This window comes from Terrabacter carboxydivorans (assembly GCF_039532035.1).
Taxonomy (GTDB): Bacteria; Actinomycetota; Actinomycetes; order Actinomycetales; family Dermatophilaceae; genus Terrabacter; species Terrabacter carboxydivorans.
In genome coordinates this window covers 1-24,941 of record NZ_BAAARE010000029.1, presented here as the reverse complement: position 1 = coordinate 24,941, position 24,941 = coordinate 1, and the positions used below count along the sequence as shown (strand labels likewise).

Below are 24,941 nucleotides of genomic sequence, written 5' to 3'. Positions count from 1 at the left end.
GGGTTGAGGGTCGATCCGCGCAGCGACTCGCACGGAGCGACCATCGAAATGGTCTGGACACGATCATGGCTGATGACGCGGCCGGTCGCCGACTCCCGGGCCGGAGCGTCGCGATGCTCGTGGTCGATCCGCCCGCCGTCGGGCGGATCCGGCGCTCGAGGGCTGTCGTGAGCGGAATCGTCGACGGTCCACGCCCTCGCCGATGGTGCACCGCAGGACGATGGTCGGCTCGGCGAGCACAGCGGCGCCGTACTCGTCCACCCCCGCATCGACGACGCCGAGTCGCGTCAGCGCCGTGCGGCTCTCCTCGAGCTCCGCGGCAGCGCGACTGCCCTTGAGGGCCAGCAGGCTCCCACCCGCCTCGAGGAGCGGTAGCGTCCACTCGGCGAGCTGGACGATGCGCGAGACCGCTCGGGCAGTGACCCACGGAGCGTGGAGCTGGTCCCACATCGCCTCCGCACGAGCGGTGTGGACCGTGACGTTGGTCAGCCCGAGCTGCGCGACCGTCCCCGTGAGCCACCCGGTGCGGCGAGCCAGCGGCTCGACGAGGTGCAGGTGCAGGTCCGGGCGGGCGATGGCCAGGGCGAGGCCTGGCAGGCCGGCCCCGGAACCGACGTCGATGACCTGCTGCGTGTGCTCCTGCACCGGGATGGCCTCCTGCACGACGGCGCAGTTGAGGACGTGCCGGTCCCACAGCCGAGGCGTCTCGCGGGGGCCGATGAGGCCGTGGGTGATCCCCGTGTCGGACAGGATCGCCACGAAGTGCTCGGCGATCTCGAGCCGCGTCCCGAAGACCGTCGAGGCCGCGGCCGGTGTGGGTGGCGGGTCGACCGGTGCCCCGACCGGATCGAGAGCCTCGTGGGTCACGCGCTCTCACTCCTCGGTCGTGCGACGGTCGGTGTCATCTGGTGGTTTCCCGTTTCACGTGAAACGGGAGGGTGTCATTCCGGGAGGATGACGACGTGACGGTGCGGGTCGACACCCTCGGACTCGGACACGAGCCCGGCCGACGCGACCTCGTCGTGGACGACCTTGCGCTCGAAGGCGGTCATCGCCTCCAGCGCGCGCTTGGTGCCCGACTCCTTGACCTCCGTGATGGCGGCCTGGGCCAGCTCCACGAGCGCCGAACGGCGCTGGGCGCGGTAGCCGGCGACGTCGAGCATGAGGCGGCTTCGCTCGCCCGTCTCGGCCTGGACGGCAAGGCGGGTCAGCTCCTGGAGCGCCTCGAGCACCTTGCCGTCGGTGCCCACGAGGCGGCGCGGCACCCGACCCTCGTCGGAGTCGACGATGGCGATGGCGGCGCGGTCCCCGTCGACGTCGACGTCGATGTCTCCGTCCAGGTCCGCGATGTCGAGCAGCGTCTCGAGGAAGTCAGCCGCCACCTCGCCCTCACGCTCGAGCTGACGCACGCGCGACTTCTTGTCGCCCTTCTCCGCCTTGGCGTCGGCACCTGCCTCGGTGTCGGCGACCGCGTCAGTCGCGTCGGGCTCGCCGGCACCGGGTGACTCGACGTCGACGACCGACGACGTGGCCTCCTCGTGCGTGGCGGTCTGGTCTGCGGCGGGAACGGCCGGCGTCTGGACGTCGGTGGCCTGGGTGTCGCTCATGGATGCTCCTTCGTTCACCCGGGCCAATCTGTGGACAACCTGCGTTTCCGCAGTTCAGAGGCCCGGGGCGGTGTGGACAAGTGTGTGGACGAAGCCTCAGCGGCGGTTCTTGGTCGGCTGGGTCTTCGGCTGGGTGCGCGCGCGCTTCTTGCCCTTGGGCTGCTGGCGCTGGCCGGCCTTGGGGGCGTCGTCCGGGACGGTGTCACTGGCCTCGAGGCCCGGCACGGTCAGCTCCTGCATGTCCTTGCCCTTGCGCTTGAGGCGCTCACGGCGGGCCCGCTCGGCCTCGGAGCCGGGGGCCGGCATGTTGCGGATGACGTAGAACTGCTGGCCCATGGTCCAGAGGTTGGTGGTCAGCCAGTAGAGCAGGACACCGATGGGGAAATTGACGCCGGAGATCGCGAAGAAGATCGGCATCAGGTAGAGCAGGACCTTCTGCTGCTTCGCGAAGGGGTTGTCGAGCGCCGCGGCCGGCATGTTCTTGCGCATCAGCTGGTACTGCGTCGTGAACGTCGTCGCCGACATGAGCACGATGAGCACGGCCGTGAGGATCTTGGTGTTGAGCGGCACGTCGGCGCCGAGGAAGTGGTCCGACAGCTTGGACCCGAAGATCGTCGAGCTCTCGATCTGGGCGGCGACCTCGCGGGTGATGGGACCGATCGCGTCGTGCCCGGGCACACCCTCGGCCTGGGCCTTGAGGTTGTTGAGCAGCTGGAAGAGCGCGAAGAAGAACGGGCTCTGGATGAGGATCGGCAGGCAGCTGCTGAACGGGTTGGTGCCCGTGCGCCGGTAGAGATCCATGATCTCGGCCTGCTGTGCCTTCTGCGACTCGGGGTCGCGCTTGCCCTTGTACTTCTTCTGGATCTTCTGCATCTCCGGCTGGATGAGCTGCATCCGGCGGGAGGAGTGGATCTGGCGGACGAAGAGCGGGATCAGCAGGAGGCGGACGACGACCGTGAGGCCGACGATCGACATGGCCCAGGCCCAGCCGGTCGACATGCCGATGCTGTCGAAGAGCCAATGCCAGGCGTACATGACCCAGGCTTCACCGAGCTTGATCGGATAGAGCAGGGTGTTGAAGAAGTCGATCACGTGTTTCCTCTGTGGTCTGGTGGGCCGGCCTGTCCAGCTCGGGTTCGAGGTGTTGGGCCACTCACCACTGATCGGCAACCATATGCCGCTTGGTCAGGGGTTGGGACGGAAGTCCTCGGGGCGCACGTCGTTGCGGGTGGCCCACGTCATCGGAACGGGGTCGACCCCGCCCGGGTTCCACGGGTTGCACCGGCCGATGCGGCGGATCGCGAGCCAGCCGCCGCGCACGGGCCCGAACCGGGTGAGCGCGGTGACGGCATACGAGGAGCAGCTCGGGTAGAAGCGGCAGCTCGGCGGAGACAACGGCGAGACGAAGCGCTGGTAGAAGCGGACCGCCAGGAGCAATGGGGAGGCGAGCACCTGGTTGACCGTGAGGCTCATGGTCGACACGCCTTGTCGAGCTGGCGGGCCACGGCGAGGTCGAGCTCGTCCCAGCTGGCCGCGGCAGCCGCGGGGTTGGCCCGCACGACGACGTCGAGACCAGCAGGTATGCCGGTCAGCCGGGTCGCGACGCTGGCGCGCAGCCGACGCTTGGTCAGGTTGCGCACCACCGCGTTGCCGACAGCCTTGGACACAACAAAACCGACGCGCGGCGGAAGATCCGCACGCGCATCGGTCCGGTTGGCATGCACGACGATGAGTCGCCCGCCTGCTCTGCTGGCGCCGGGCCCGCGTACTGCCGTCGTGAAGTCCGCCCGCTCACGCAGACGGTGACGTGCCGGCAGCACGCCGCGGCCTCCGGCTGCTCAGGCCGAGAGCTCGGCGCGGCCCTTGCGACGGCGGCCGGCGAGGATGGCACGACCCGCGCGGGTGCGCATGCGCAGGCGGAAGCCGTGCGTCTTGGCGCGGCGACGGTTGTTCGGCTGGAAGGTGCGCTTGCTCACGAGGTTCTCCGTAGGTTGCAGGGGCCCGTCCGAGGTCATGAAGACGCCGGTCCGGCTCCCGTTGTGGGGCTGGCGATGGCCGATGCGACCGCAATCGGCAAGCCCGTGGAGCACCGAGGTGGTCCGGCAGGACCGGCTCGGGGCCATGGGCATGCGAAAGAGGTCGCAGACACGCTCGGTCAACGATACGGGAGCCTCCGAACGAGGGTCAAACCGGCGAGGGGTGGGCAGCGGCGTGACCGCAACCCTCGATCCTTGGACCTGGCACGGCGATTGCAAGGCGACACGCCGCTGGCCCGAATATCTGTGGACGAGCCGATTGTCATCGACGGCCCGGCGCCTGTAGGTTTTCGTGTCTTACGAACCCCGACACTCCATGCACAGGCTGTGGACAAACGTGTGGACAACAGGGCATCGTTCACCAGGGCACGGACGTGGCATGTCGTCCGAGCACACGGTCGGGCTCCCGCTCGAGCCGGACCGAGCCGGCGATCACGACCGGTGCGACAGCATTGACTTCAGGGGTAGGTGGATCAGGTGGCCGAGACAGGCGTCGATTACGCGCAGATCTGGCAACAGACGCTCGGCACGCTCGACTCGGTGGGACTGTCCAACCAGGAGCGGGCGTTCGTCCGGCTCTGCCGTCTCGTCGGGGTGCTCGACCAGACGGCTCTGGTGCGCGCTCCCAACACCTTCACCAAGGACTTCCTCGAGCAGCGGGTCCGCGAGCAGATCCACGACGCCCTCGCCAGCCAGCTCGGTCACCCGGTGCAGCTCGCGGTCTCGGTCGACGAGAGCCTCGAGACCGACCTCGGGATGATCAGCGACGAGCCCAGCGGGCAGCCCTCCTCCCACGGCGGGCCCGGCCACAACGGAGCCAGCCACAACGGAGCGTCGACCAACGGCCAGCACACCCCCCAGCACAACGGGCAGCACCACGGCTCGTCCGGCTTCGGTGCCGGCGCCCCGAACCCGCTTCGGGACCTGGCCGAGAGCGCGCCCGCGCTCAACGGCGCCGACCTCGACGAGCCGCGCCAGCCGGCATACCCCGGCGGCCAGACGCGGATGGAGCTCGGCCCCGACCCGCTGAGTGGCGGCGAGAGCGGGCCGTTGCGCCTGCAGCAGCGTCCCGAGCCGAGCAGCCCGGGCGACACTCGGCTCAACCCGAAGTACACCTTCGACACGTTCGTCATCGGGGCGAGCAACCGCTTCGCCCACGCGGCGGCGGTCGCGGTCGCCGAGGCGCCGGCCAAGGCGTACAACCCGCTCTTCGTCTACGGCGAGTCCGGGCTGGGCAAGACGCACCTGCTCCACGCGATCGGGCACTACGCGCGGACGATGTTCCCCAACGTGCGGGTGCGCTACGTGAACTCCGAGGAGTTCACCAACGACTTCATCAACAGCATCCGTGACGACAAGGCGAGCGCGTTCCAGAACCGCTACCGCAGCGTCGACGTGCTGCTCATCGACGACATCCAGTTCCTCCAGGGCAAGCTGCAGACCCAGGAGGAGTTCTTCCACACCTTCAACACGCTGCACAACGCGAACAAGCAGATCGTCATCACGAGCGACCTGCCGCCGCGCGAGCTGTCCGGCTTCGAGGACCGCATGCGCACGCGCTTCGAGTCGGGCCTGCTGACCGACGTGCAGCCGCCCGACCTCGAGACCCGCATCGCGATCCTGCGCAAGAAGGCGATCCAGGACCGCATGTCGGTGCCGGACGACGTGCTCGAGTACATCGCGACGAACTTCAGCACCAACATCCGCGAGCTCGAGGGTGCGCTGATCCGCGTCACGGCGTTCAGCAACCTCAACCGCCAGGCCGTCGACCTGCCGCTCGCCGTCATCGTGCTCAAGGACGTGCTGCCCAACGAGACGCCCAACCAGGTGACGGCGGCGACGATCATGGCGGTCACGGCCGCCTACTACGCCGTGACGCTCGAGGACCTCTGCGGCTCGAGCCGCTCGCGCCAGCTCGTCACGGCCCGGCAGATCGCGATGTACCTGTGCCGCGAGATGACCGACCTGTCCCTGCCGAAGATCGGTCAGCACTTCGGCGGTCGCGACCACACGACGGTCATGCACGCGGACCGCAAGATCCGCGAGCTGATGGGTGAGCGTCGCGCCATCTACAACCAGGTCACCGAGCTGACCAACCGGATCCGCCAGCAGTCCCACTGAGGCGAAGCGGCCCCACGGGCCCGACCCGATGGCGTATGCCGTGGGGCCGGGCCCGCGTCATGCCGCGGCAGCCGCTCGGGTGGCCTTCGCCTCGCGCCGGGCGGCGATGGTCGTCGCCAGGGCCTCGTCCCAGGGGGTCGGCGTGAGCCCGAAGGTGCGCTGGGTGAGGTCCGAGTCGAGCACGAAGGGGCGCTCGAACTGGTGGCGGGTCTCGCGGACCTCGCGCATGAAGGGGACGACGAGGCCGGCGGCGGTGCCGAGCGGCCTCGGCAGCACGCGGACCCGGCGCTCCTTGACGCCCCCGATGCGCGCGACGTCGGCAGCGGCCTGCTCGAACGTGCGGGCCGGGGACGTCGGCACGTGCCAGGCGCGGCCCCAGCCGTCGTCGCCGGTCGCGACCCGGGCGGCGAGCCGACCGACGTCGGGGACGTAGGTCCAGGAGTGCGGTGCGTCGGCGCGTCCGACGGGGACGAAGGGTGTGCGGCCGGCGAGGAGCGCGTCGATGACGATGTCGCCCAGGTAGCTCGTGCGCGGCGTCGTGCCCGGGCCGACGTAGTCGCTGGACCGCAGCTCGGTGACCCGCACGTGCCCTGACTCGTGGCGGGCGAGGGCCTGCTCCCACATCTCAGCCCGGAGCCGGCCCTTGTGCCCGGCCGGCTGCATCGGGTCGTCCTCGCGCATGGGCCGGGTGACCCGGCCGTAGCCGTAGAGGTTGCCGATGATGACGAGCCCGGCACCGGTGGACTCGGCGGCGGCGAGGGTGGCGGCGGCGATCGGCGGCCAGTCGGTGTCCCACGTCATGTAGCTGGGCGGGTTGACGGCGTTGACGATGCTGGCGGCGCCCCGCGCCAGGGCGGTCACGGCGCCGGCGTCACCGGCGTCGACGGCGACGATCTCGACGGCGTCCGGGTGCGCGACCTGCCACGGGCGCTCGGCGACGCGGCCGGAGCGTGAGGCGAGGGTGACGGTGTGGCCGAGGGCCACGAGCTCGGCGGTGGTCGAGCGGCCGACGCCTCCGGCGCCGAGGACGAGGTGGTGCGACATGGTCTGCTCCTTGAGAGTCGAAGTGTGAGCATCGCTCACACTTCGAGGATGACGCGTCCTGGTCGCTAAATCAAGAGCACCGCTCACATTTCTGGTGTCCGTGTGGCACGCTGGCACCATGGACCAGGAGGCGAAAGCCCGGACGAGGACCCGGACCCCAGCCGTCGGCGAGGCCACCGAGGGGTCGGGGGAGGGGTCGGCGGAGGGGTCGACGGAGGGGTCGACGGAGCGTGCGTCGGCGCAGCCACCGGTCGGCAAGCGGGCCCGCAACCGGCGCGCCGTCGAGGCCGACATCCTGCGCGTGGCCCGTGAGCACCTGGCCTCCGACGGGGCTGCGGCACTGAGCCTGCGAGCCGTCGCCCGAGACCTGGGCATGGTCTCCTCGGGCATCTACCGCTACGTCGAGAGCCGCGACGAGCTGCTCACCAGGCTCATCGTCGACGCTTACTGGTCCCTCGCCGCGGCCGTGCGAGCCGCCCACGAAACCGTTCCCGCGCACGACCTCGAGGCACGGTGGGACGCCCTCGGTCGCGCGTTGCGCGGGTGGGCGCTCGATCAGCCGCACGACTTCGCCCTCATCTACGGCTCACCCGTGCCCGACTACGCCGCCCCGGCCGAGCGCACCGAGGAGGCCGGCACCGCCGTGCTGGCCCTGCTCGTCTCCCTGCTGGCCGACGTGCGCGCGGCAGGACGCCTGCCGGCCGCCGATCGCCTCGGCATCGTCGACGCCCAGGCCGGTCGCGCCGTCGGGGACCTGCTGGCGTCCCCGATGTTCGAGGGGACGCACCTCGACGCGACGAGCCTGACCCAGGGGATCGCCGCCTGGACCCTGCTCCTCGGGGCCGTCACGGGCGAGGTCTTCGCGCAGCTGGGACCCGTCCCGGACGGCGAAGCGCTCTTCGAGTGCCTGCTCGCGGCCTCGCGCAGCTGCGTCGTCGCCCCACGCCCGTGACTAGTCGGGACGCGTCATCGTCTCGAGGACGCCCCGGCCGCACGGCATACGTCCACATCCATCCACAGGTTTGTCCACACCTGTGTGCACAGCGTGACCTCACCGTGACCGGCGGGCGACAGACCCGGAGAGGCTGGGACGCGCCAGAGTCTTCCACCACCTGTGGACAACTCTGTGGAAGCGGACGGCTCGGTCATGCACAGCTGACTAGTCATCAAACATTGCAAATGGGACATATGCCGAAGGCGTTTCCACACATCTCTGTGGAAACGTGTGGACGACCACCGCGAAGCTGCGGACAACCCACTGCCAGCCTGTGAGGACGATGTGCACGGCGTCAGAGCGTCCACAGGCGACAACCGCTGCGCCCGGTGACCGCCCACACGCCGTGCACACCCCCATCGGCGGCCTGACCAGCCCCGACGCCGGTTGTCCACAGCATCCACAGCACCTATGACTATGACGAGATCCCAGTCAAGGAGGGAAGCCCCGACAACGAGGGTCTCTCCCACGCCCGACGGGCACCCCGGGGCGGACGGACAAGCGGTGTCAATCGGTCACGGCACCATTCGGGGAGTGGCTGTGGTGCCAGTCACCCGCAGGCACTAGTGTCTGAGCCCCAATGTCCTTCCCCGTCGAAGTGAGTGCACCGTGAAGTTTCGGGTTGAGCGAGACGTCCTGGCCGAGGCCGTGACCTGGGTGGCCCGCGGGCTCCCGGCCCGCCTGCCGGTACCCGTGCTCGCTGGCGTGCTCGTCGACGCGAACGAGGACGGCACGCTGACGCTGTCGGCCTTCGACTACGAGGTGTCGGCGCGCATCACCGTGCCGGCCGACGTCGCAGAGGCGGGGCAGGTGCTCGTGCTCGGCCGCCTGCTCGCCGACATCTCGCGCAACCTGCCCAACAAGCCGATCGACGTCAGCACCGACGGCACCAAGGTCAACGTCGCGTGCGGGTCCTCGCGGTTCGCGCTGCGCGAGATGCCGGTCTCGGACTACCCGACGCTGCCGGCCTCTCCCGAGACGAGCGGCACCATCGCCGGCGACGTCTTCACGCAGGCGGTCGCGCAGGTCTCCATCGCGGCCGACAAGGGCGACACCCTGCCGATCCTCACGGGCGTACGCATGGAGATCGACGGCGACAAGGTGACCCTCCTCGCCACCGACCGCTACCGCCTCGCGATGCGCGAGCTGACGTGGAGCCCGTCGGTCACCGACGCCAGCCACGTCGCGCTCATCCCCGCCCGCCAGCTCTCCGACACCGCCCGGGCCCTCGGCGCGTCCGGGTCCGTCGAGCTCGCGCTCGGCCAGGGCGGCGACGGGCTCATCGGCTTCGAGGCCGGCCAGCGCCGGGCGACCACGCGCCTGCTCGACGGCGAGTACCCCAAGGTCACCTCGATCTTCCCGACGTCCGTCGACACGACCGCCGTCATCGAGACCGCCGCTCTCGAGGAGGCCGTCAAGCGCGTGGCCCTCGTCGCCGAGCGCAACACCCCGGTGCTGCTGAAGTTCACCGACGGCCAGGTCGCCATCGAGGCCGGCACCGGCGACGACGCCCAGGCCTCCGAGGCGGTCGAGGCCACCCTCGACGGTCCCGAGATCCAGATCGCCTTCAACCCCCAGTTCCTGCTCGACGGCCTGCACGCGGTCGGCACGGCGTGGAGCCGCCTGTCGTTCACGCAGCCGAGCCGTCCGGCGGTCCTGTCGGGCCAGGCCGAGGCCGACTCCGAGCCCGACACGAGCTACCGCTACGTCCTGATGCCGGTCCGCTTCGCGAGCTGAGCACCACCACACCGCACCACCCCCGAACTCCTCCTGACCCAGTCGCGCGTCGCCTTCGCCCGTCCGCCCGAACCCGCGGACGGGTAGGCGTAGCCTCGAAGCGCTCCACCGGATCCACCCCGCACGCTCCCCCGCAGAAAGGCTCGCGACATGCAGCTCGGTCTCATCGGTCTCGGCAAGATGGGCGGCAACATGCGCGAGCGGTTGCGTCGCGCCGGACACGAGGTCGTCGGCTTCGACCGCAACCCCGACGTCGCGGACGTGCGCACCCTGCCGGCCCTCGTCAAGGCCCTCGAGGCCCCGCGCGTCGTGTGGGTCATGGTCCCTGCCGGCGACCCGACGCGCGAGACCGTGGCCAAGCTTGCCGAGCTGCTCGAGCCGGGTGACCTCGTCATCGACGGCGGCAACTCCCGCTTCACCGACGACTTCGAGAACGCCAAGCTGCTCGGCGAGAAGAAGATCGGCTACGTCGACTGCGGCGTCAGCGGCGGCATCTGGGGCCTCGAGAACGGCTACGGCCTGATGTGCGGCGGCGACAAGAAGTGGGTCAACCGCGCCATGCCCATCTTCGACGCGCTCCGGCCCGAGGGTCCGCGCGACGAGGGCTTCGTCCACGCCGGCAAGGTCGGTGCGGGGCACTACACGAAGATGGTCCACAACGGCATCGAGTACGGCCTCATGGCGGCCTATGCCGAGGGCTACGAGCTGCTCGAGAAGAAGGACATCGTCACCGACGTCCCCGGCGCGTTCAAGGCGTGGAGCCGTGGCACCGTCGTGCGCTCCTGGCTGCTCGACCTCATGGTCGACGCGCTCGAGGAGAACCCGCACCTCGACGACGTCTCCGACTACACCAACGACTCCGGCGAGGGCCGCTGGACGGTCGAGGAGGCCATCGCCCTCTCGGTGCCGATGCCGGTCATCTCGGCCTCGCTCTTCGCCCGCTTCGCCTCGCGCCAGTCGAGCTCGCCCACGATGCAGGCCGTCGCGGCGCTGCGCGGCCAGTTCGGCGGCCACCAGGTGATGACGATCGCCGAGGGCGAGCAGCTTCGCCGGGGCGACGTCCCGGCGGCACCGGCCAAGAAGGCCTCCGCCAAGAAGGGCGCCGCTCGACGTGGCGCGACCAAGGCGGCGAGCAATCGGGCCGCAGCAGGCGCGTCCCAGGCCAACGTCGGCGCCGCCAGGAAGGCCGCGTCCTCGGGTCGTGCCGCCTCGACGCAGGCGACCGACATGGCCGACACCGCGCGCGGCCAGAAGCGCGCGGCCAAGAAGTCCGCGAAATAGCGCGCCCGGTCCTCCGAGCAGTCACCGACCGCGTTCCCGTGGGCCCGAGCAGAGCGTCACAGCCTCCGTGCACGTCCGTCACCTGACCCTCAAGGACTTCCGCAGCTACCCGAGCGCCGAGCTCGCGCTGACTCCGGGGGTCACGACGCTCGTCGGGCTCAACGGGCAGGGCAAGACCAACCTCGTCGAGGCGGTCGGCTACCTCGCGACGCTCGGGTCGCACCGGGTGGCGACCGACCAGCCGCTCGTCCGGTTCGGGGCGGCGCAGGCCATCGTGCGGGGCGCGATCGTGCGCGACGACCGCGAGACGATGGTCGAGCTCGAGATCACGCCGGGCCGGGCCAACCGGGCGAGGCTGGGCCGCTCCCCCGTGTCGCGGCCGCGTGACGTCCTCGGCACCGTGCGCACCGTCCTCTTCGCACCCGAGGACCTCGCCCTGGTCAAGGGTGACCCGTCGGAGCGGCGTCGCTTCCTCGACGAGCTGCTCGTGCAGCGCCAGCCCCGCTGGTCGGGGGTCCGCTCGGACTACGACAAGATCCTCAAGCAGCGCAACGCCCTGCTGAAGTCGGCGGCGCCGGTGCTGCGCAAGGGGTCGCGCCGTCCGCCCCGTCCGCCGCGGGATGGCGACCAGCCGCTCGACGAGGCGCGGGAGTCGGCGCTGCACACCCTCGAGGTGTGGAACGACCACCTGTCGACGGTCGGTGCGCAGCTGCTCTACGCCCGCCTGCGCCTGCTGCGTGACCTCGCACCCGACCTGTCCGAGTGCTACGACGCCGTGAGCGCCGCCTCCTCCAACGCCCGGGCCACCTACAAGAGCTCGCTCCACGAGGAGCTCGCCGCGCGCCTGGCCGCCGGTGAGGTGCCCGAGATCGACGAGCTGCGCGCCGGCCTGCTCGAGACGTTCACGCAGGTGCGTGGCAGCGAGATCGAGCGCGGCATCTCCCTCGTCGGACCGCACCGTGACGACCTCGTGCTCTCGCTCGGCGACCTGCCGGCCAAGGGCTACGCCAGCCACGGCGAGTCGTGGAGCTTTGCGCTGGGACTCAAGCTCGCGGCATACCGCCTCCTGCGGCGCGACCTCGGCGACGACCCGGTGCTCGTGCTCGACGACGTCTTCGCCGAGCTGGACTCCGGGCGACGTGAGCGGCTGGCGGCGCTCGTCGCCGACTGCGAGCAGGTGCTCATCACCGCGGCCGTGGGCGCGGACGTGCCCGAGGTGCTCCGCCGCAGCGGGACGACGTATGCCGTGCAGCTGGGTCAGGTGCACCCGCCCGAGCCACCCGTGGTCGGGGAGCCCGACCCGCAGGCCGAGGAGGGAGCGCAGCCCGCGGTCGACGAGCCCGGTCTACTCGAGCCCGGTCTAGACGAGCCCGGTCTAGACGAGCCTGCCGATGGCTCGAACGACAGCGCCACCGAGGACGACGGCGATGAGTGACGAGACGCCCGGCACCTCCCCCGGCGAGGCTCCGGACGCCGTTCCCGAGGACGTTCCCGCACCGACCGACGAGGACACCCGGATCGCCGACGCCGCGGCGTCCGCGCTCGCCCGGGCCCGCGCCGGGGCGGCCGAGAAGGGGCTGCGCCCCGGCATGAAGCCGAAGAAGCGGCGGCGCCCGATCGGGCATGCCCCCGTGCTGTCGGGCTCCGCGCGGGACGGCCGCGACCCGGCCCTGCTCGGCGACCAGCTCGACCGGCTGCTGCTCGACCGTGGCTGGAAGGTCGACGTCGCAGTCGGATCGGTCATGGGTCGCTGGCCCGAGATCGTCGGGCCCGACATCGCCGGGCACGTCGAGCCGATGACGTTCGTCGACGGCATCCTCACCGTGCGGGCCGACTCGACGGCGTGGGCCACGCAGATGCGGCTGCTCGCGTCATCGCTGCTGGCCCGGATCGACGAGGAGATCGGCGCGGGAGCGGTGAGCGAGCTGCGGGTCGTCGGTCCGAGCGCCCCGTCGTGGAACCGCGGCACCCGACGCTCCCCCGACTCGCGAGGACCGCGAGACACCTACGGCTGAGCACCCATGGCCGAACACCGCCGGCCGAGCATCGGAGCGTCGTGGGTCGGACCGTCGTGGGTCGGAGCTGCGGGTGGGTCAGACGCCCGCGAGGCCGATGACGACCACCGTGGCCACGAGCAGGACGGTGGCTCCGATGACGAGCAGGCCGAAGACGAGCGGCACGCGCCGCGACCTCGCCGGCGTCCCGTCCGACGGGCCGGTGCCGTCGTCCTCCTCGCCCTCCTCTCCGTCCTGGCCGTCGGCCTCGTCAGCTCCGTCACCGTGGTCGGTGTCGTCGACGTCCTCGGACGCGCCTGGTGCCGCGGCTCCCGTCCGGTCGTCGGGGGCCGGCGGCGGGGGTGCGCCGACGACCGGCGTGCCCAGCACGTCGGGTCCTCCGGGTCCTCCGGGTCCTCGGAGGCTCGCGGAGCGATGGACGCGGACGGGTCGAGCGCCTCGAAGAGCGCACGCAGGACGTGGGCCACGACGGGGGGCAGCGGCGCACCGCCGGGGCCGGTGACGAGCACGCGCCGACTGACCGCGCCGGGCGCGCGGGAAAGGTCCACCGAGTCGAGACGGCCGTCCGGCCCCGGGTCGACGCCCGCGGCGACCAGCTGGGCGCGCACGTCCTCGGGCAACGCGTCCCACGAGTCGTACTCCTGGCCCCCGACGTTGATGGTGATCACGGGCGAACTGTACGACCGCTCGAAGGGCGGGTGTCGGTGTTCCGACGCAGACTGGTGGACATGACCTCGACGCACTGCTCGCCCGCCGGACCGACCGCGCACCCCACGGGGACGACCTGCACGATCGTCCCGCCCTACATCCTCGAGGCGCTGGCCACGAGCGACGAGCCGGCGCTGGCGACGCACGCCCGTGAGGCGCTGCGCCACGACGAGCAGCTGCGGGCGTCCCGCCGCACGCCGACGGCACGTCCGACGGGCCGCCGGGCGCCGCGTCGTGACGACGTCGCCGGTGCGCACGGCACGGGCCCCCACCGCACGATCTTCGACGCCAAGGGCACCCAGACCACCCCGGGCACCCAGGTGCGCGCCGAGGGTGGCGCGCCCACCGGTGACATCGCGGTCAACGAGGCCTACGACGGGCTGGGCGCGACGTGGGAGCTGTGGTCGACGGCATACTCCCGCGACTCGCTCGACGGCAAGGGGATGCCGCTGCTCGCGAGCGTCCACTACGGCCGCAACTACGACAACGCCTTCTGGGACGGCTCGCAGATGGTCTTCGGCGACGGCGACGGTGTGATCTTCGAGCGGTTCACCAAGAGCCTTGACGTCATCGGGCACGAGCTCGCGCACGGCGTCACCGAGCACACGGCGGGGCTGCTGTACCAGGGGCAGTCGGGCGCGCTCAACGAGTCGGTGTCCGACGTCTTCGGCGTCCTCGTCAAGCAGAAGGCGTTGGGGCAGAGCGCCGCCGAGGCCGACTGGCTCGTCGGCCCCGACCTGCTCAACCCCTCGGTCAAGGGCCGGGCGCTGCGCGACATGCGCAACCCGGGCACCGCCTACGACGACCCGCGCCTGGGCAAGGACCCGCAGCCGGCCGACATGGCCCACTACGTCGACACCCAGGACGACAACGGCGGCGTCCACATCAACTCGGGCATCCCCAACCGCGCCTTCGTGCTCGCGGCCGAGGCGATCGGCGGCAACGCGTGGGAGGGCGCGGGAGCGATCTGGTATGCCGTGCTCTCGGGTGACGGGATCAAGGCGGACTGTGACTTCGCGACGTTCGCCGGCCTCACGGTGGCGGCCGCGGGCACCACCCACGGCGACGGGTCGTCGCAGCAGGACGCCGTGCGATCGGCGTGGGAGCAGGTGGGGGTCCTCACCGCGGGCGCGCAGACGCCCGTTGGCACGGGTGGCACGGGTGGCTCTGGCAGTTCGGCCGGCACGGGCGGCACGACTCCGTCGCGGCCCGCTCCCCACGGGGGCACGACGCCGAGCCCGGACGCCCAGGTGCTGCTTCGGCGCACGGGCGGGTTCGCCGGCCAGGTGCGTGAGCGGCGGATGGCCCTCGGCGAGCTGCCGGAGCGCGACGCCAGGGACTGGACGCACCTGCTCGCGGCGCCGACGCTGCAGCGCATCGCGGCCTCGACCGAGCGCAGCCACCCCGACGCGTTCGTCTACTCCGTCGTGTGCGACGAGGTGGGCTGCGACATCACGATCCAGGAGCCGCACCTGCCCGAGGCGATCCACTCCCTCTTCGAGCGGACCCTCGCGGATCCGCAGGACTGATCCCCGTCGTTCGCCGGCCCTCTGCATGTGGGGGGCCCGGTCGCCAGGCGCCTTCGCCGGCTTTCGGCACGGGGGCGGGAGGATCGGGCCGGGACCTCGCCGGCCCCGGCCCGGTCGTCACGGCTCAGTTGGTGGCGAGGATGTACGGATCGTCGCCCTCGGGAATGTCGGCGGTGCGTGGCGCCCCCGGCGCGACGACCTCGCAGTCGCCCTCGACCGTGCACCGCTGCAGGCTCCGGAGCCCTGACGGCGAGCCGACCTGCACGACGAGCTTCGAGTCGTCGCCCATCTGGTACGACACGGGCGAGCCCCCGGCGCCCGCGCCTCCCCCACCCTCGAGCACCAGCGACCCGTCGCTGGTGCGGACCACGACGAGGCCTCCGTAGCGGAACGTCCCGTCGGGGTTGAGCTGTGACTCGTTGAGGCCGTCGACGTATCCCGTCGCCAGCAGGTAGAGGCCGTTGGAGGAGAAGGCACGCGGCAGGAGCGGGCCGCACAGCCTCCACCGCGCTCGGAGCGTGAGCAGGTCCCTGAGCTCGAGGCAGCTGGTCCGCGGCTCGGCACCCGGCGTGAGGACGGCCGCGGTCTCGGTCGCCGGGTCGACGACGGACAGCCGGAAGGGCAGCCGGCGTGTCTGCCCGGTCGACACGTCCCAGGCCACCGAGGCCTCGAGGTCGCCGCGGTTGGCATAGACCGTCGTGTTGACGACCCCGACCACCTCGTAGCCGCTGCCGCCGCTGCCGCTCGAGCAGCCGCACGTCCTGACGTCGAGCGAGGCCACGGGCTCGCCGAGGTTGTCGTACGCGCGCAGGCTGCCGCGGGTGTCGGACGCGGCGACGAGCAGGCCGGACGCCGACACGCGTGTCGTTCCGGTGATCTCGGTGAGCGGCACGCCCGAGCTGTCGAGGACGGTGGAGACGAGGGTGTCCGCGTCGGTCACGAGCCAGCCGTCGTTGGACAGGCGCGCCAGCGTGCCCCAGCGGCCCTCCGCCTGGATCCGGACCGTGCGTGACCTGTCGTGGATGACGTTGCCCAGCAGGTAGGGAAGCGCGGTCGTGCCGGTCGGCTCCCCGGTGGCGAAACGCAGGGTCACCGGGGCGGGTGCGCCGTCGGCCGTGAGGGTCGGGACGGCGGTCGGCGTCGGTGCCGGGGTCGTGGTGGGGGTGGGCGTGGGGCTCGTCGTTGACCGGGACGGCCCGACCGGCAGGGGACGGACGTCGGTGGGACGCAGCGCCCCCCAGCCCACGGGCACGGCGACGGCGAGGGCGAGGCCGGCGCCGAGCGCGGCGACACCGAGCTGCCGGCGGCGGTTGGACCGGTCGCGGGCGATCGCGCGCTCCGCGAGGTCGGCCACGACGCGTATGCCCTCGGTCTGCTCGCCGAGCGCCTGGCGGAGCCGCTGGTCCATGTCGTTCATGCCGTGGCCTCGCTCATCCGGGTGCGCAGCGCGGAGATCGCGCGGCTGGTGTGGCTCTTGACGGTGCCGACGGAGCAGCCGAGCACCTCGGCGGTCTGGGCCTCGGTGAGGTCCTCGTAGTAGCGCAGCACGACGGCCGCCCGCTGCTGGGTGGGCAGTCCCTGGACGTGGCGCCAGAGGTCGATCGAGGCGGTGGGGTCGAGCCCGGCGACGCCCGGTGGGTCGATCACGTCGAGCACGTGGCTGCTCGGCGACTCGTGACGGCGCAGCAGGCTGCGCCAGCGGGAGTTGTTCTCGTTGACCATGACCCGGCGGACGTACGCGTCGGGCAGCTCGGCGGCCCGGACGCGGTCCCAGTGCCGGTAGACCTTGGCCAGGGCGTTCTGCAGCAGGTCCTCGGCGGCGTCCCGCTCACCGGTGAGCAGGTAGGCGAGCCGAGCGAGCGCCTGCTCGCGCGCCCTGACGTATGCCGTGAAGTCGGCTCTCCGTTCGGCGTCGTCCATGTCGTGCGTCCCCTGTCGTCAGCTGCCTCGACCCTCCGGCCCGTGCCGGCATCCATCCAGACCCTCGTGGCCCGGCGAAGGTTGTCCGAGGTGGTCGTCGGATGGTCGTCGGCATCGTGCTCCGGAGGGGTGTCCGCGCAGTCTGCCGAGTCCCGGCCGGTTCGGCGCGCCGGGCGCCGGCCGTCAGGCGCCGGTGACCTGTGGACGGCGCACCTGCAGCGCTCGGCGCGGGAGGAGAATGGGGTCCGGGGCCGGTGGTCGGTCCGCGCGTCGGTCGCGATGGGTGAAGGCGCCTGAAAGGCGCTGAGGACCCCTGGCGTGATCCTCCCCTCGGATCGAGGGGTGTTCGGCCCGGAAAATGGCCGTTTCGCGCGTCTGAGGGCACGGTTCACGGCGCCGGACCGCTAGACTGGAGAGGTTGCGGCTCGACGTCCACGTCGGGCCGCCCGCATGAGGTCTGACCACCGAGGAGAGACGTGTCCGACGCTGACGAGCCGAACAACCCCAGCACCACCCCCAGCTCCACCGGACCCGACTCCGTGACAGCGCCCGACTCCGTGGTCGACACCGTGCCCGACACCGTCGCTCCTGCGGCCCCCGCCGACACGCGGCCCAACGGCGTCGACTACGACGCCAGCGCCATCACCGTCCTCGAGGGTCTCGAGGCCGTGCGCAAGCGCCCCGGCATGTACATCGGCTCGACCGGCCCGCGTGGCCTGCACCACCTCGTCTACGAGATCGTCGACAACGCGGTGGACGAGTCGCTGGCCGGCTACGCCGACACCATCGACGTCACCCTCCTCGCCGACGGCGGCGTCCGGGTCAAGGACAACGGCCGTGGCATCCCCACCGACATCCACCCGGTCGAGAAGATCAGCGCCGTCGAGCTCGTCCTGACCCAGCTGCACGCCGGCGGCAAGTTCGGCGGTGGCGGCTACAAGGTCTCCGGTGGTCTGCACGGCGTCGGCAGCTCGGTCGTCAACGCCCTGTCGACCCGCCTGAAGGCAGCGGTCCGCCAGAAGGGCCACGTCTTCCGGATGAGCTTCACCGACGGCGTGCCCGACGGACCCCTGGAGCAGCAGGAGGCGACCGACGAGACCGGCACGACCATCACGTTCTGGGCCAACGCCGACATCTTCGAGACCGTCGACTACGACTTCGAGACCATCCGCGCGCGCATGCAGCAGATGGCCTTCCTCAACAAGGGCCTGACGATCAACCTCGTCGACGAGCGCGTGGCTCCCGTCGAGACGACCGGCGACGACGTCGACCTCGACGACATGGAGTCCGACCTGACCGAGGTCGAGCACGACGAGGAGGACGAGCAGGCCGACGGCAGCGCCGACGCGGGCGAGAAGAAGAAGGTCACGGCCAAGAAGGTCAGCTACCGCTACGACAACGGCCTCATCGACTACGTCCACCACCTCAACGGCTCCAAGCGCAGCGAGCCGGTGCACCCCGAGGTCATCTCGATCGAGGTCGAGGACGAGGCCCGCTCGCTCAGCCTCGAGCTCGCCATGCAGTGGACCAGCGCCTACAGCGAGTCGGTCCACACCTACGCCAACGCGATCAACACCCACGAGGGCGGCACCCACGAGGAGGGCTTCCGTGCGGCGATGACCAAGCTCATCAACGACTTCGCGCGCCGCCAGAACCTCCTCAAGGAGAAGGACGAGAACCTCACGGGCGACGACATCCGCGAGGGCCTGACCGCCGTCATCTCGGTCAAGCTCGGCGAGCCGCAGTTCGAGGGGCAGACCAAGACCAAGCTCGGCAACTCCGAGGTCAAGGGCTTCGTCCAGCGCGCCATGACCGACGAGTTCGGCCACTGGCTCGGCGCGCACCCCAACGAGGGCAAGGACATCGTGCGCAAGTCGGTCCAGGCCGCGGCCGCGCGCATGGCCGCCCGCAAGGCGCGTGAGGCCACGCGCCGCAAGGGCCTGCTCGAGTCGGGCGGCCTGCCGGGCAAGCTCAAGGACTGCCAGAGCAAGGACCCGCGCATCTCCGAGGTCTTCATCGTCGAGGGCGACAGCGCCGGTGGCTCGGCCACGCAGGCCCGCAACCCGCACACGCAGGCGATCCTCCCGATCCGCGGCAAGATCCTCAACGTCGAGAAGGCGCGCATCGACAAGATCCTCGCCAACAACGAGGTCCAGGCGCTCATCTCCGCCTTCGGCACCGGCATCGGTGAGGACTTCGACATCGACAAGGCGCGCTACCACAAGATCGTGCTGATGGCCGATGCCGACGTCGACGGCATGCACATCCGCACGCTGCTGCTGACGCTGCTCTTCCGCTTCATGCGTCCGCTCATCGAGGCCGGCTACGTCTACCTCGCGCAGCCGCCGCTCTACCGCCTGCGCTGGAGCAACGCCCCGCACCAGTTCGCCTACAGCGACCGCGAGCGCGACGGCCTGCAGCAGATCGGTGAGGGCAAGGGCTGGCGCCTGCCCAAGGACAACCCGGTCCAGCGCTACAAGGGCCTCGGCGAGATGAACTACGCCGAGCTCGGCGAGACGACGATGGACGTCAAGACGCGCACCCTGCTCCAGGTGACGCTCGAGGACGCCGCGAAGTCCGACGAGGTCTTCGCCGTCCTCATGGGAGAGGACGTCGAGTCGCGTCGCTCCTTCATCCAGAAGAACGCGCGCGACGTGCGCTTCCTCGACATCTGACCGCCGGCGTATGCCGTCCGGCACGTTCCACGTGAAACGTCACCACCCGGCATACCTCCTCTACTTGCCTGAATCTGACTGAGAGACAAAGGGATTTGACGTGAGCGACGACCTGCCTCCCATCGACGGAGACGACGTCAACGAGACGCCCGACGAGACGACCGAGCCGGACGGCGAGGTCGTCGACACGGCGCACGAGCAGGGCACCGCCCCGATCGAGCGTGACGACGACGAGACCGACCGCGTCGAGGCCGTCGACCTCAACAACGAGATGCAGCGCAGCTACATCGAGTACGCCATGTCGGTCATCGTGTCCCGCGCGCTGCCCGACGTGCGCGACGGCCTCAAGCCCGTGCACCGGCGCATCGTCTACGCGATGTACGACGGCGGCTACCGACCCGACCGCGGCTACAACAAGTGCGCCCGCGTCGTCGGTGACGTCATGGGTCACTACCACCCGCACGGTGACTCGGCGATCTACGACGCCCTCGTGCGCCTCGTGCAGGACTGGTCGCTGCGCTACCCGCTCGTCGACGGCCAGGGCAACTTCGGCTCGCGCGGCAACGACGGCGCGGCCGCCCCGCGGTACACCGAGTGCCGGATGGCCCCGATCGCCATGGAGATGGTCCGGGACATCGAGCAGAACACCGTCGACTTCGTGCCGAACTACGACGGCAAGACGCTGCAGCCCTCGGTCCTGCCGAGCCGCTTCCCCAACCTGCTCGTCAACGGCTCCGCCGGCATCGCCGTCGGCATGGCGACGCAGATCCCGCCGCACAACCTGCGCGAGGTCGCGGCCGGCGCCGAGTACTACCTCAAGCACCCTGACATCGGCCGCGAGGAGCTGCTCGAGCACCTCCTGACGATCATCAAGGGCCCGGACTTCCCGACCGGCGCGCTCATCATGGGCCACCGCGGCATCGAGGACGCCTACCGGACCGGCCGCGGCTCGATCATCATGCGCGCCGTCGTCAACGTCGAGGAGGTCGGCAACCGCCAGGCCCTCGTCGTCACCGAGCTGCCCTACCAGGTCAACCCCGACATGCTCGCGATGAAGATCGCCGACCTCGTCAAGGACGGCAAGATCTCCGGCATCGCCGACATCAACGACGAGACGTCGGGCCGCACCGGCCAGCGCCTCGTCATCACGCTCAAGCGTGACGCCGTCGCCAAGGTCGTGCTCAACAACCTCTACAAGCACACTCAGCTGCAGACGACGTTCGGCGCCAACATGCTGGCGCTCGTCGACGAGGTGCCGCGCACCCTGCCGCTCGACGGCTTCATCCGGCACTGGGTCGACCACCAGATCGAGGTCATCGTCCGGCGCACGACCTTCCGCCTCAACAAGGCCGAGGCCGACATCCACCTGTTGCGCGGCTACCTCAAGGCGCTCGACATGCTCGACGAGGTCATCGCGCTCATCCGCGCCTCGCGCACCGTCGAGATCGCCCGCGACGGCCTCATCGAGCTGCTCGGCATCGACGAGCTGCAGGCCGGCGCCATCCTCAACATGCAGCTGCGCCGCCTCGCCGCCCTCGAGCGCGAGAAGATCCAGCAGGACCACGACGCCCTGCAGGAGATGATCGACGAGTACCGCGCGATCCTCGCCTCGCCGCAGCGCCAGCGCGACATCGTCTCCGAGGAGCTGCAGGCGATCGTCGACAAGTACGGCGACGACCGGCGCACCGAGATCTTCCCGTTCGACGGCGACATGTCGATGGAGGACCTCATCCCCGAGGAGGACGTCGTCGTCACCATCACCCGCGGTGGCTACGCGAAGCGCACCCGCGTCGACCAGTACCGCTCGCAGAAGCGCGGCGGCAAGGGCGTGCGCGGCGCGAGCCTGCGTGGCGAGGACGTCGTCGAGCACTTCTTCACGACGACGACCCACCACTGGCTGCTCTTCTTCACCAACCTCGGCCGCGTCTACCGCGCCAAGGCCTACGAGCTGCCCGAGGGCTCGCGCGACAGCAAGGGCCAGCACGTGGCCAACCTGCTCGCCTTCCAGCCCGGTGAGCAGATCGCCCAGGTGCTCGCGGTTCGCGACTACGCCAAGGCCGACTACCTCGTGCTCGCCACCCGTGCGGGCCTCGTCAAGAAGACGCGCCTGGCCGACTACGACTCCAACCGCTCCGGCGGCCTGATCGCGGTCAACCTGCGCGAGGGCGACGAGCTCGTCGGGGCCGGCCTCGCCTCCAACCGCGACGACCTGCTGCTCGTCTCCCGCAAGGGCCAGTCGGTGCGCTTCACCGCGACCGACGAGGCCTTGCGCCCGATGGGCCGCTCGACCTCCGGCGTCACCGGCATGAAGTTCCGCGACGGCGACGACCTGCTCGCCATGTCCGTCGTCGAGGAGGGCGAGAGCCCCGACGTCTTCGTCGTCTTCGAGAACGGCCTCGCCAAACGCACCCCGATCTCGGAGTACCGCCTCCAGGGTCGCGGCGGCCTCGGCATCAAGGTGGCCAAGCTCTCCGAGAAGGGCGGCGACCTCGTCGGGGCCCTGACCGTCATCGACACCGACGAGGTCATGGTCGTCATGGAGAAGGGCAAGATCGTGCGCTCGCGCGTCGACGAGGTGCGCCACACCGGCCGCTCTTCGCAGGGCGTGAAGTTCGCGACGCCCGACAAGGGCGACTCGATCGTGGCCGTGGCCCGCAACGCCGAGTCGGCGATCGCGGTCGCAGACATCGAGGACGGCAACCCCGTCGACCAGCCGTCCGGCACGGGAGCGCCGGCTACGGTTCCCGGCCCCGATGGCGTACCGTCGGACCAGACGTCGGGTGACGAGGCGAGCTCGTCGGACACCGACAACGGAGGTGACGAATGAGCGCGACCAGCCCTGAGGGCTCCCTGAGCGGGTCCGGCGCGTCGACTCGCACGAGTGGCGGGTCCGGCTCTGCCGGCAACGGCCAGAACGGCTCCTACTACGCCTCCAACGGCGCATCGGGCAGCACGTCCGGTGCCTCCGGCGCCGCGGCCGAGCAGACGACGTCGCTCTCGCGCGGAGCGGTCACCAACCGCACCGCCCCCACGCAGCGCGTGGGCGCGGGCAAGGCCGACTCCGCGGCCGCGTCCGGCACGGCGGCCGGCGCCTCCGCCACGGGTGCTCGCACCACGACGGCCCCGCGCAAGCACAAAGGCCCGCGCCGCGTCCGCCTGGCCGTCGCGCGCGTCGACCCGTGGTCGGTCATGAAGATGAGCTTCCTGCTCTCCGTCGCGCTCGGCATCGCCGGCGTCGTGCTCACCGCGGTGCTGTGGATGATCCTGTCGACGATGAACGTCTTCACCGACATCGAGGGCGTGCTCCAGTCGCTCCAGACGACGACGTCCGACCCGTTCTCGATCAAGGACTACGTCGGCTTCGGCCGCGTCGTGTCGCTCTCGATCGTCATCGGCGTCATCGACGTCATCCTCATGACCGCGATCGCGACCGTCATGGCCTTCCTCTACAACATCTGCTCCGCCCTCGTCGGGGGCGTGCAGCTGACGCTCACCGACGACTGAGGCGACTGAGGCAACGCGCTCACCTCGCCACACGGCATACGCAATCCGGTCCCTACCCCGCGCGGGTGGGGGCCGTTTTGTATGTGGCGAGGTGCATCGGGTAACGTTTCCCCTCGCGTCCGGTCGTCATCTCTGACGGGGTGGATCGGTCGCGCGAAGGTGACGATGGGCCTATAGCTCAGACGGTTAGAGCGCTTCCCTGATAAGGAAGAGGTCGGAGGTTCAAGTCCTCCTAGGCCCACCATCACCGCCACCACGGAGAGGATCCACCGCATGCTGAAGCGTCTCGCCCTCATCGGTGGCGCCGTCGCCGGCGTGGTGCTCCTGCGCAAGAAGGCGAAGCAGCAGCAGGCCGAGCAGGATCTGTGGACGCAGGCCACCGACGACGTGCACGCCCCCGTGGCACCGCCCGTTCTGCCTGCTCCCGCGGCGAACGACGAGGCCTCCACCTCGGCCTGAGGCCGCTCCCCACTCGGGGCCATGGCGCAATTGGTAGCGCACCTGCTTTGCAAGCAGGGGGTTAGGGGTTCGAGTCCCCTTGGCTCCACCACCAAACGACCTCGCCCGTCAGGGCGAGGTCGTTCTGCATGTCGCGCAATCCCCGCGGCGACCGAAAGAGCAGTCCACGGAGCCCGTGGCTCTCCGTCGGCGCCGAACCTAGGCCACTGCCGCTGCGAACGCTGTGAACAGATCCCCGGAGAGTGGGACGTCGAGCTCCCACGTCACTGCCATCGGACGCTCCGAGGTGTGGCCACGATAGCGAGCCGACCCGAGGAACCAGAAGGCTCGATCGTCCTGGCGCATGCGGGCGAACAACAGGATGGAGTGCCCCATGGATTCGTGTGTGACGTAGCGCCGGCCGGTGGGGCTGGCTTCGCGGGTCCCGGACTGGCTTTCCCAGTGGATGAGCGTCGGGCTGATGGCGTAGTCGCGATAGCGAGTCGTTGGGGAGAACGTGCCGCTGGTCTTGTCCAGCGTGAAAGCCAACAGATCGCAACGGGCATCGGGAACGTGGCGCACACCTTCACGCCACGGAGGGAGCTTCGCCCCTGACGTCCCGCCGAAAGCTGCCAAGATCTCGGTGCGGGTGTACTGAGCGTGGATCTGCAGCGGGACATCGTCCATCCCTTGCACTGAGCTGTAGATGTGGTCCGAGCGCGTCTCGAGAAGCGGGTAGAGCTCGCTGAGCTCGGACAGGATCTGTGGGTGCTGCCAGACCAGGTCCGTGGCAGCCTGCAAGCTGTCAGTGCCGATGACCTGCTGATCGACCAGAGACGCAACGAGCATGTGACTCAGACGTCGCTCCGCGATCGACATGGAATCGACACGCGGTGGGTTGGCTTGCGAAACCAGAGATCGGTAGGTCTGCAGCCGCAAGGGATCGGAAACGTGCAGCGTGCGGCCCACGGCGCGGCGCAGGGCCACCTCGTAAGGCCCGGCGAGTTGGGTCTGACCGCCACCCGCTTCTAGGAGGTCGGACCAACTCCGATTGTTGCTGTAGATGTCCTCGAGATCGAGCCCAGACTCATGGAGGAACGTGGCCAGACCGAGTTCAGGTTCACGACGCCGAAGCGAACGGAGTTCATCCACCTTGGCCGGCCAGCGAGACGGGATGGCATCGCGAAGGCTCCGGAGCACGATGTGGTCAAGTCCCGGGTAGTGGTGTAGCGCTGCGTGATCCGTGGTGAAGGGGTCAGGCGGTCAAGGCCGGCAGGTCATCAGCTCCGATCTCTGGTTCGGTGTCGGGGACGAGGTTGACGCGGGAGCGGG

Annotated in this window: 22 protein-coding genes and 2 tRNA genes; 13 read left to right on the top strand and 11 right to left on the bottom strand. The window is 70.4% G+C overall.

Annotated elements, in window-relative coordinates; all coding sequences use genetic code 11:
* Nucleotides 1-63: 63 nt before the first annotated feature.
* The 6 genes from rsmG to rpmH form a co-directional block, all read right to left on the bottom strand.
* Nucleotides 64-867, bottom strand: coding sequence for a 16S rRNA (guanine(527)-N(7))-methyltransferase RsmG (rsmG, locus tag ABD297_RS21560; RefSeq protein WP_344257187.1), 804 nt, complete (start codon nt 865-867; stop codon nt 64-66).
* Nucleotides 868-941: 74 nt separating this feature from the next.
* A complete protein-coding gene (locus tag ABD297_RS21555; RefSeq protein WP_344257186.1) occupies nt 942-1,607 on the bottom strand; it encodes a Jag family protein in 666 nt (221 codons plus the stop codon).
* Nucleotides 1,608-1,703: 96 nt separating this feature from the next.
* A complete protein-coding gene (gene yidC, locus ABD297_RS21550) occupies nt 1,704-2,699 on the bottom strand; it encodes a membrane protein insertase YidC (RefSeq protein ID WP_344257185.1) in 996 nt (331 codons plus the stop codon).
* Between the two features lie 93 nt (nt 2,700-2,792).
* Nucleotides 2,793-3,080 (bottom strand): membrane protein insertion efficiency factor YidD, encoded by a 288-nt coding sequence (yidD, locus tag ABD297_RS21545; protein ID WP_344257184.1) that lies wholly within the window; start codon nt 3,078-3,080, stop codon nt 2,793-2,795.
* Nucleotides 3,077-3,427 (bottom strand): ribonuclease P protein component, encoded by a 351-nt coding sequence (gene rnpA, locus ABD297_RS21540; protein WP_344257183.1) that lies wholly within the window; start codon nt 3,425-3,427, stop codon nt 3,077-3,079. Before rnpA ends, yidD begins: the two co-directional genes overlap by 4 nt.
* Nucleotides 3,428-3,445: 18 nt before the next feature.
* A complete protein-coding gene (rpmH, locus tag ABD297_RS21535; protein ID WP_028051105.1) occupies nt 3,446-3,583 on the bottom strand; it encodes a 50S ribosomal protein L34 in 138 nt (45 codons plus the stop codon).
* 537 nt (nt 3,584-4,120) lie between these two features.
* Here rpmH and dnaA point away from each other — a divergent pair.
* Complete coding sequence (gene dnaA, locus ABD297_RS21530; protein ID WP_344257182.1) at nt 4,121-5,764, top strand: chromosomal replication initiator protein DnaA; 1,644 nt, start codon at nt 4,121-4,123, stop codon at nt 5,762-5,764.
* 57 nt (nt 5,765-5,821) lie between these two features.
* Here the strand turns inward: dnaA and ABD297_RS21525 are convergent, their stop codons facing one another.
* On the bottom strand, nt 5,822-6,808 hold the full coding sequence (locus ABD297_RS21525) for an NAD-dependent epimerase/dehydratase family protein (protein ID WP_344257181.1): 987 nt from the start codon (nt 6,806-6,808) through the stop codon (nt 5,822-5,824).
* A 118-nt stretch (nt 6,809-6,926) separates the two neighbouring features.
* On the opposite strand from ABD297_RS21525, the gene ABD297_RS21520 reads away from it, so the two are divergent.
* The 5 genes from ABD297_RS21520 (at nt 6,927) to ABD297_RS21500 (ending at nt 12,835) form a co-directional block, all read left to right on the top strand.
* Nucleotides 6,927-7,760, top strand: a complete 834-nt coding sequence (locus ABD297_RS21520) for a TetR/AcrR family transcriptional regulator (protein ID WP_344257180.1) — start codon at nt 6,927-6,929, stop codon at nt 7,758-7,760.
* Nucleotides 7,761-8,411: 651 nt separating this feature from the next.
* Nucleotides 8,412-9,539, top strand: a complete 1,128-nt coding sequence (gene dnaN / locus ABD297_RS21515) for a DNA polymerase III subunit beta (RefSeq protein ID WP_344257179.1) — start codon at nt 8,412-8,414, stop codon at nt 9,537-9,539.
* Between the two features lie 150 nt (nt 9,540-9,689).
* Nucleotides 9,690-10,820 (top strand): phosphogluconate dehydrogenase (NAD(+)-dependent, decarboxylating), encoded by a 1,131-nt coding sequence (gnd, locus tag ABD297_RS21510; RefSeq protein WP_425581206.1) that lies wholly within the window; start codon nt 9,690-9,692, stop codon nt 10,818-10,820.
* A gap of 67 nt (nt 10,821-10,887) precedes the next feature.
* Entirely contained in the window at nt 10,888-12,255 is a 1,368-nt protein-coding gene (gene recF / locus ABD297_RS21505; RefSeq protein ID WP_344257178.1) for a DNA replication/repair protein RecF, read from the top strand.
* Entirely contained in the window at nt 12,248-12,835 is a 588-nt protein-coding gene (locus ABD297_RS21500; RefSeq protein ID WP_344257176.1) for a DciA family protein, read from the top strand. Before recF ends, ABD297_RS21500 begins: the two co-directional genes overlap by 8 nt.
* 78 nt (nt 12,836-12,913) lie before the next feature.
* On the opposite strand, the gene ABD297_RS21495 is transcribed toward ABD297_RS21500, so the two are convergent.
* Complete coding sequence (locus tag ABD297_RS21495) at nt 12,914-13,204, bottom strand: hypothetical protein (protein WP_344257175.1); 291 nt, start codon at nt 13,202-13,204, stop codon at nt 12,914-12,916.
* Between the two features lie 359 nt (nt 13,205-13,563).
* On the opposite strand from ABD297_RS21495, the gene ABD297_RS21490 reads away from it, so the two are divergent.
* Entirely contained in the window at nt 13,564-15,072 is a 1,509-nt protein-coding gene (locus ABD297_RS21490; protein WP_344257174.1) for a protealysin inhibitor emfourin, read from the top strand.
* Nucleotides 15,073-15,196: 124 nt separating this feature from the next.
* Here the strand turns inward: ABD297_RS21490 and ABD297_RS21485 are convergent, their stop codons facing one another.
* Nucleotides 15,197-16,489: a hypothetical protein gene (locus ABD297_RS21485; RefSeq protein WP_344257173.1), complete on the bottom strand. Its 1,293-nt coding sequence runs from the start codon at nt 16,487-16,489 to the stop codon at nt 15,197-15,199.
* Nucleotides 16,486-16,992 carry a SigE family RNA polymerase sigma factor gene (locus ABD297_RS21480; RefSeq protein WP_344257172.1) on the bottom strand — a complete coding sequence of 169 codons (507 nt, stop codon included), beginning with the start codon at nt 16,990-16,992 and terminating at the stop codon, nt 16,486-16,488. Before ABD297_RS21480 ends, ABD297_RS21485 begins: the two co-directional genes overlap by 4 nt.
* A gap of 476 nt (nt 16,993-17,468) precedes the next feature.
* Between ABD297_RS21480 and gyrB the strand changes: the two genes are divergently transcribed.
* The 6 genes from gyrB to ABD297_RS21450 all read left to right on the top strand — a co-directional run bounded on the left by gyrB (nt 17,469) and on the right by ABD297_RS21450 (nt 23,721).
* The gene (gene gyrB / locus ABD297_RS21475; protein ID WP_344257171.1) at nt 17,469-19,667 is read left to right on the top strand and encodes a DNA topoisomerase (ATP-hydrolyzing) subunit B; all 2,199 of its coding nucleotides are present in this window, start codon (nt 17,469-17,471) and stop codon (nt 19,665-19,667) included.
* Between the two features lie 271 nt (nt 19,668-19,938).
* Nucleotides 19,939-22,494 carry a DNA gyrase subunit A gene (gene gyrA / locus ABD297_RS21470; protein ID WP_425581207.1) on the top strand — a complete coding sequence of 852 codons (2,556 nt, stop codon included), beginning with the start codon at nt 19,939-19,941 and terminating at the stop codon, nt 22,492-22,494.
* Complete coding sequence (locus ABD297_RS21465; RefSeq protein WP_344257169.1) at nt 22,491-23,171, top strand: DUF3566 domain-containing protein; 681 nt, start codon at nt 22,491-22,493, stop codon at nt 23,169-23,171. Before gyrA ends, ABD297_RS21465 begins: the two co-directional genes overlap by 4 nt.
* A 167-nt stretch (nt 23,172-23,338) precedes the next feature.
* Nucleotides 23,339-23,415 (top strand) — tRNA-Ile (locus ABD297_RS21460).
* 29 nt (nt 23,416-23,444) lie between these two features.
* The gene (locus tag ABD297_RS21455) at nt 23,445-23,630 is read left to right on the top strand and encodes a DLW-39 family protein (protein ID WP_344257168.1); all 186 of its coding nucleotides are present in this window, start codon (nt 23,445-23,447) and stop codon (nt 23,628-23,630) included.
* A gap of 15 nt (nt 23,631-23,645) precedes the next feature.
* A tRNA-Ala gene (locus ABD297_RS21450) sits at nt 23,646-23,721 on the top strand.
* Between the two features lie 107 nt (nt 23,722-23,828).
* On the opposite strand, the gene ABD297_RS21445 is transcribed toward ABD297_RS21450, so the two are convergent.
* A complete protein-coding gene (locus ABD297_RS21445) occupies nt 23,829-24,761 on the bottom strand; it encodes a DUF3427 domain-containing protein (protein ID WP_344257167.1) in 933 nt (310 codons plus the stop codon).
* Nucleotides 24,762-24,941: the final 180 nt, after the last annotated feature.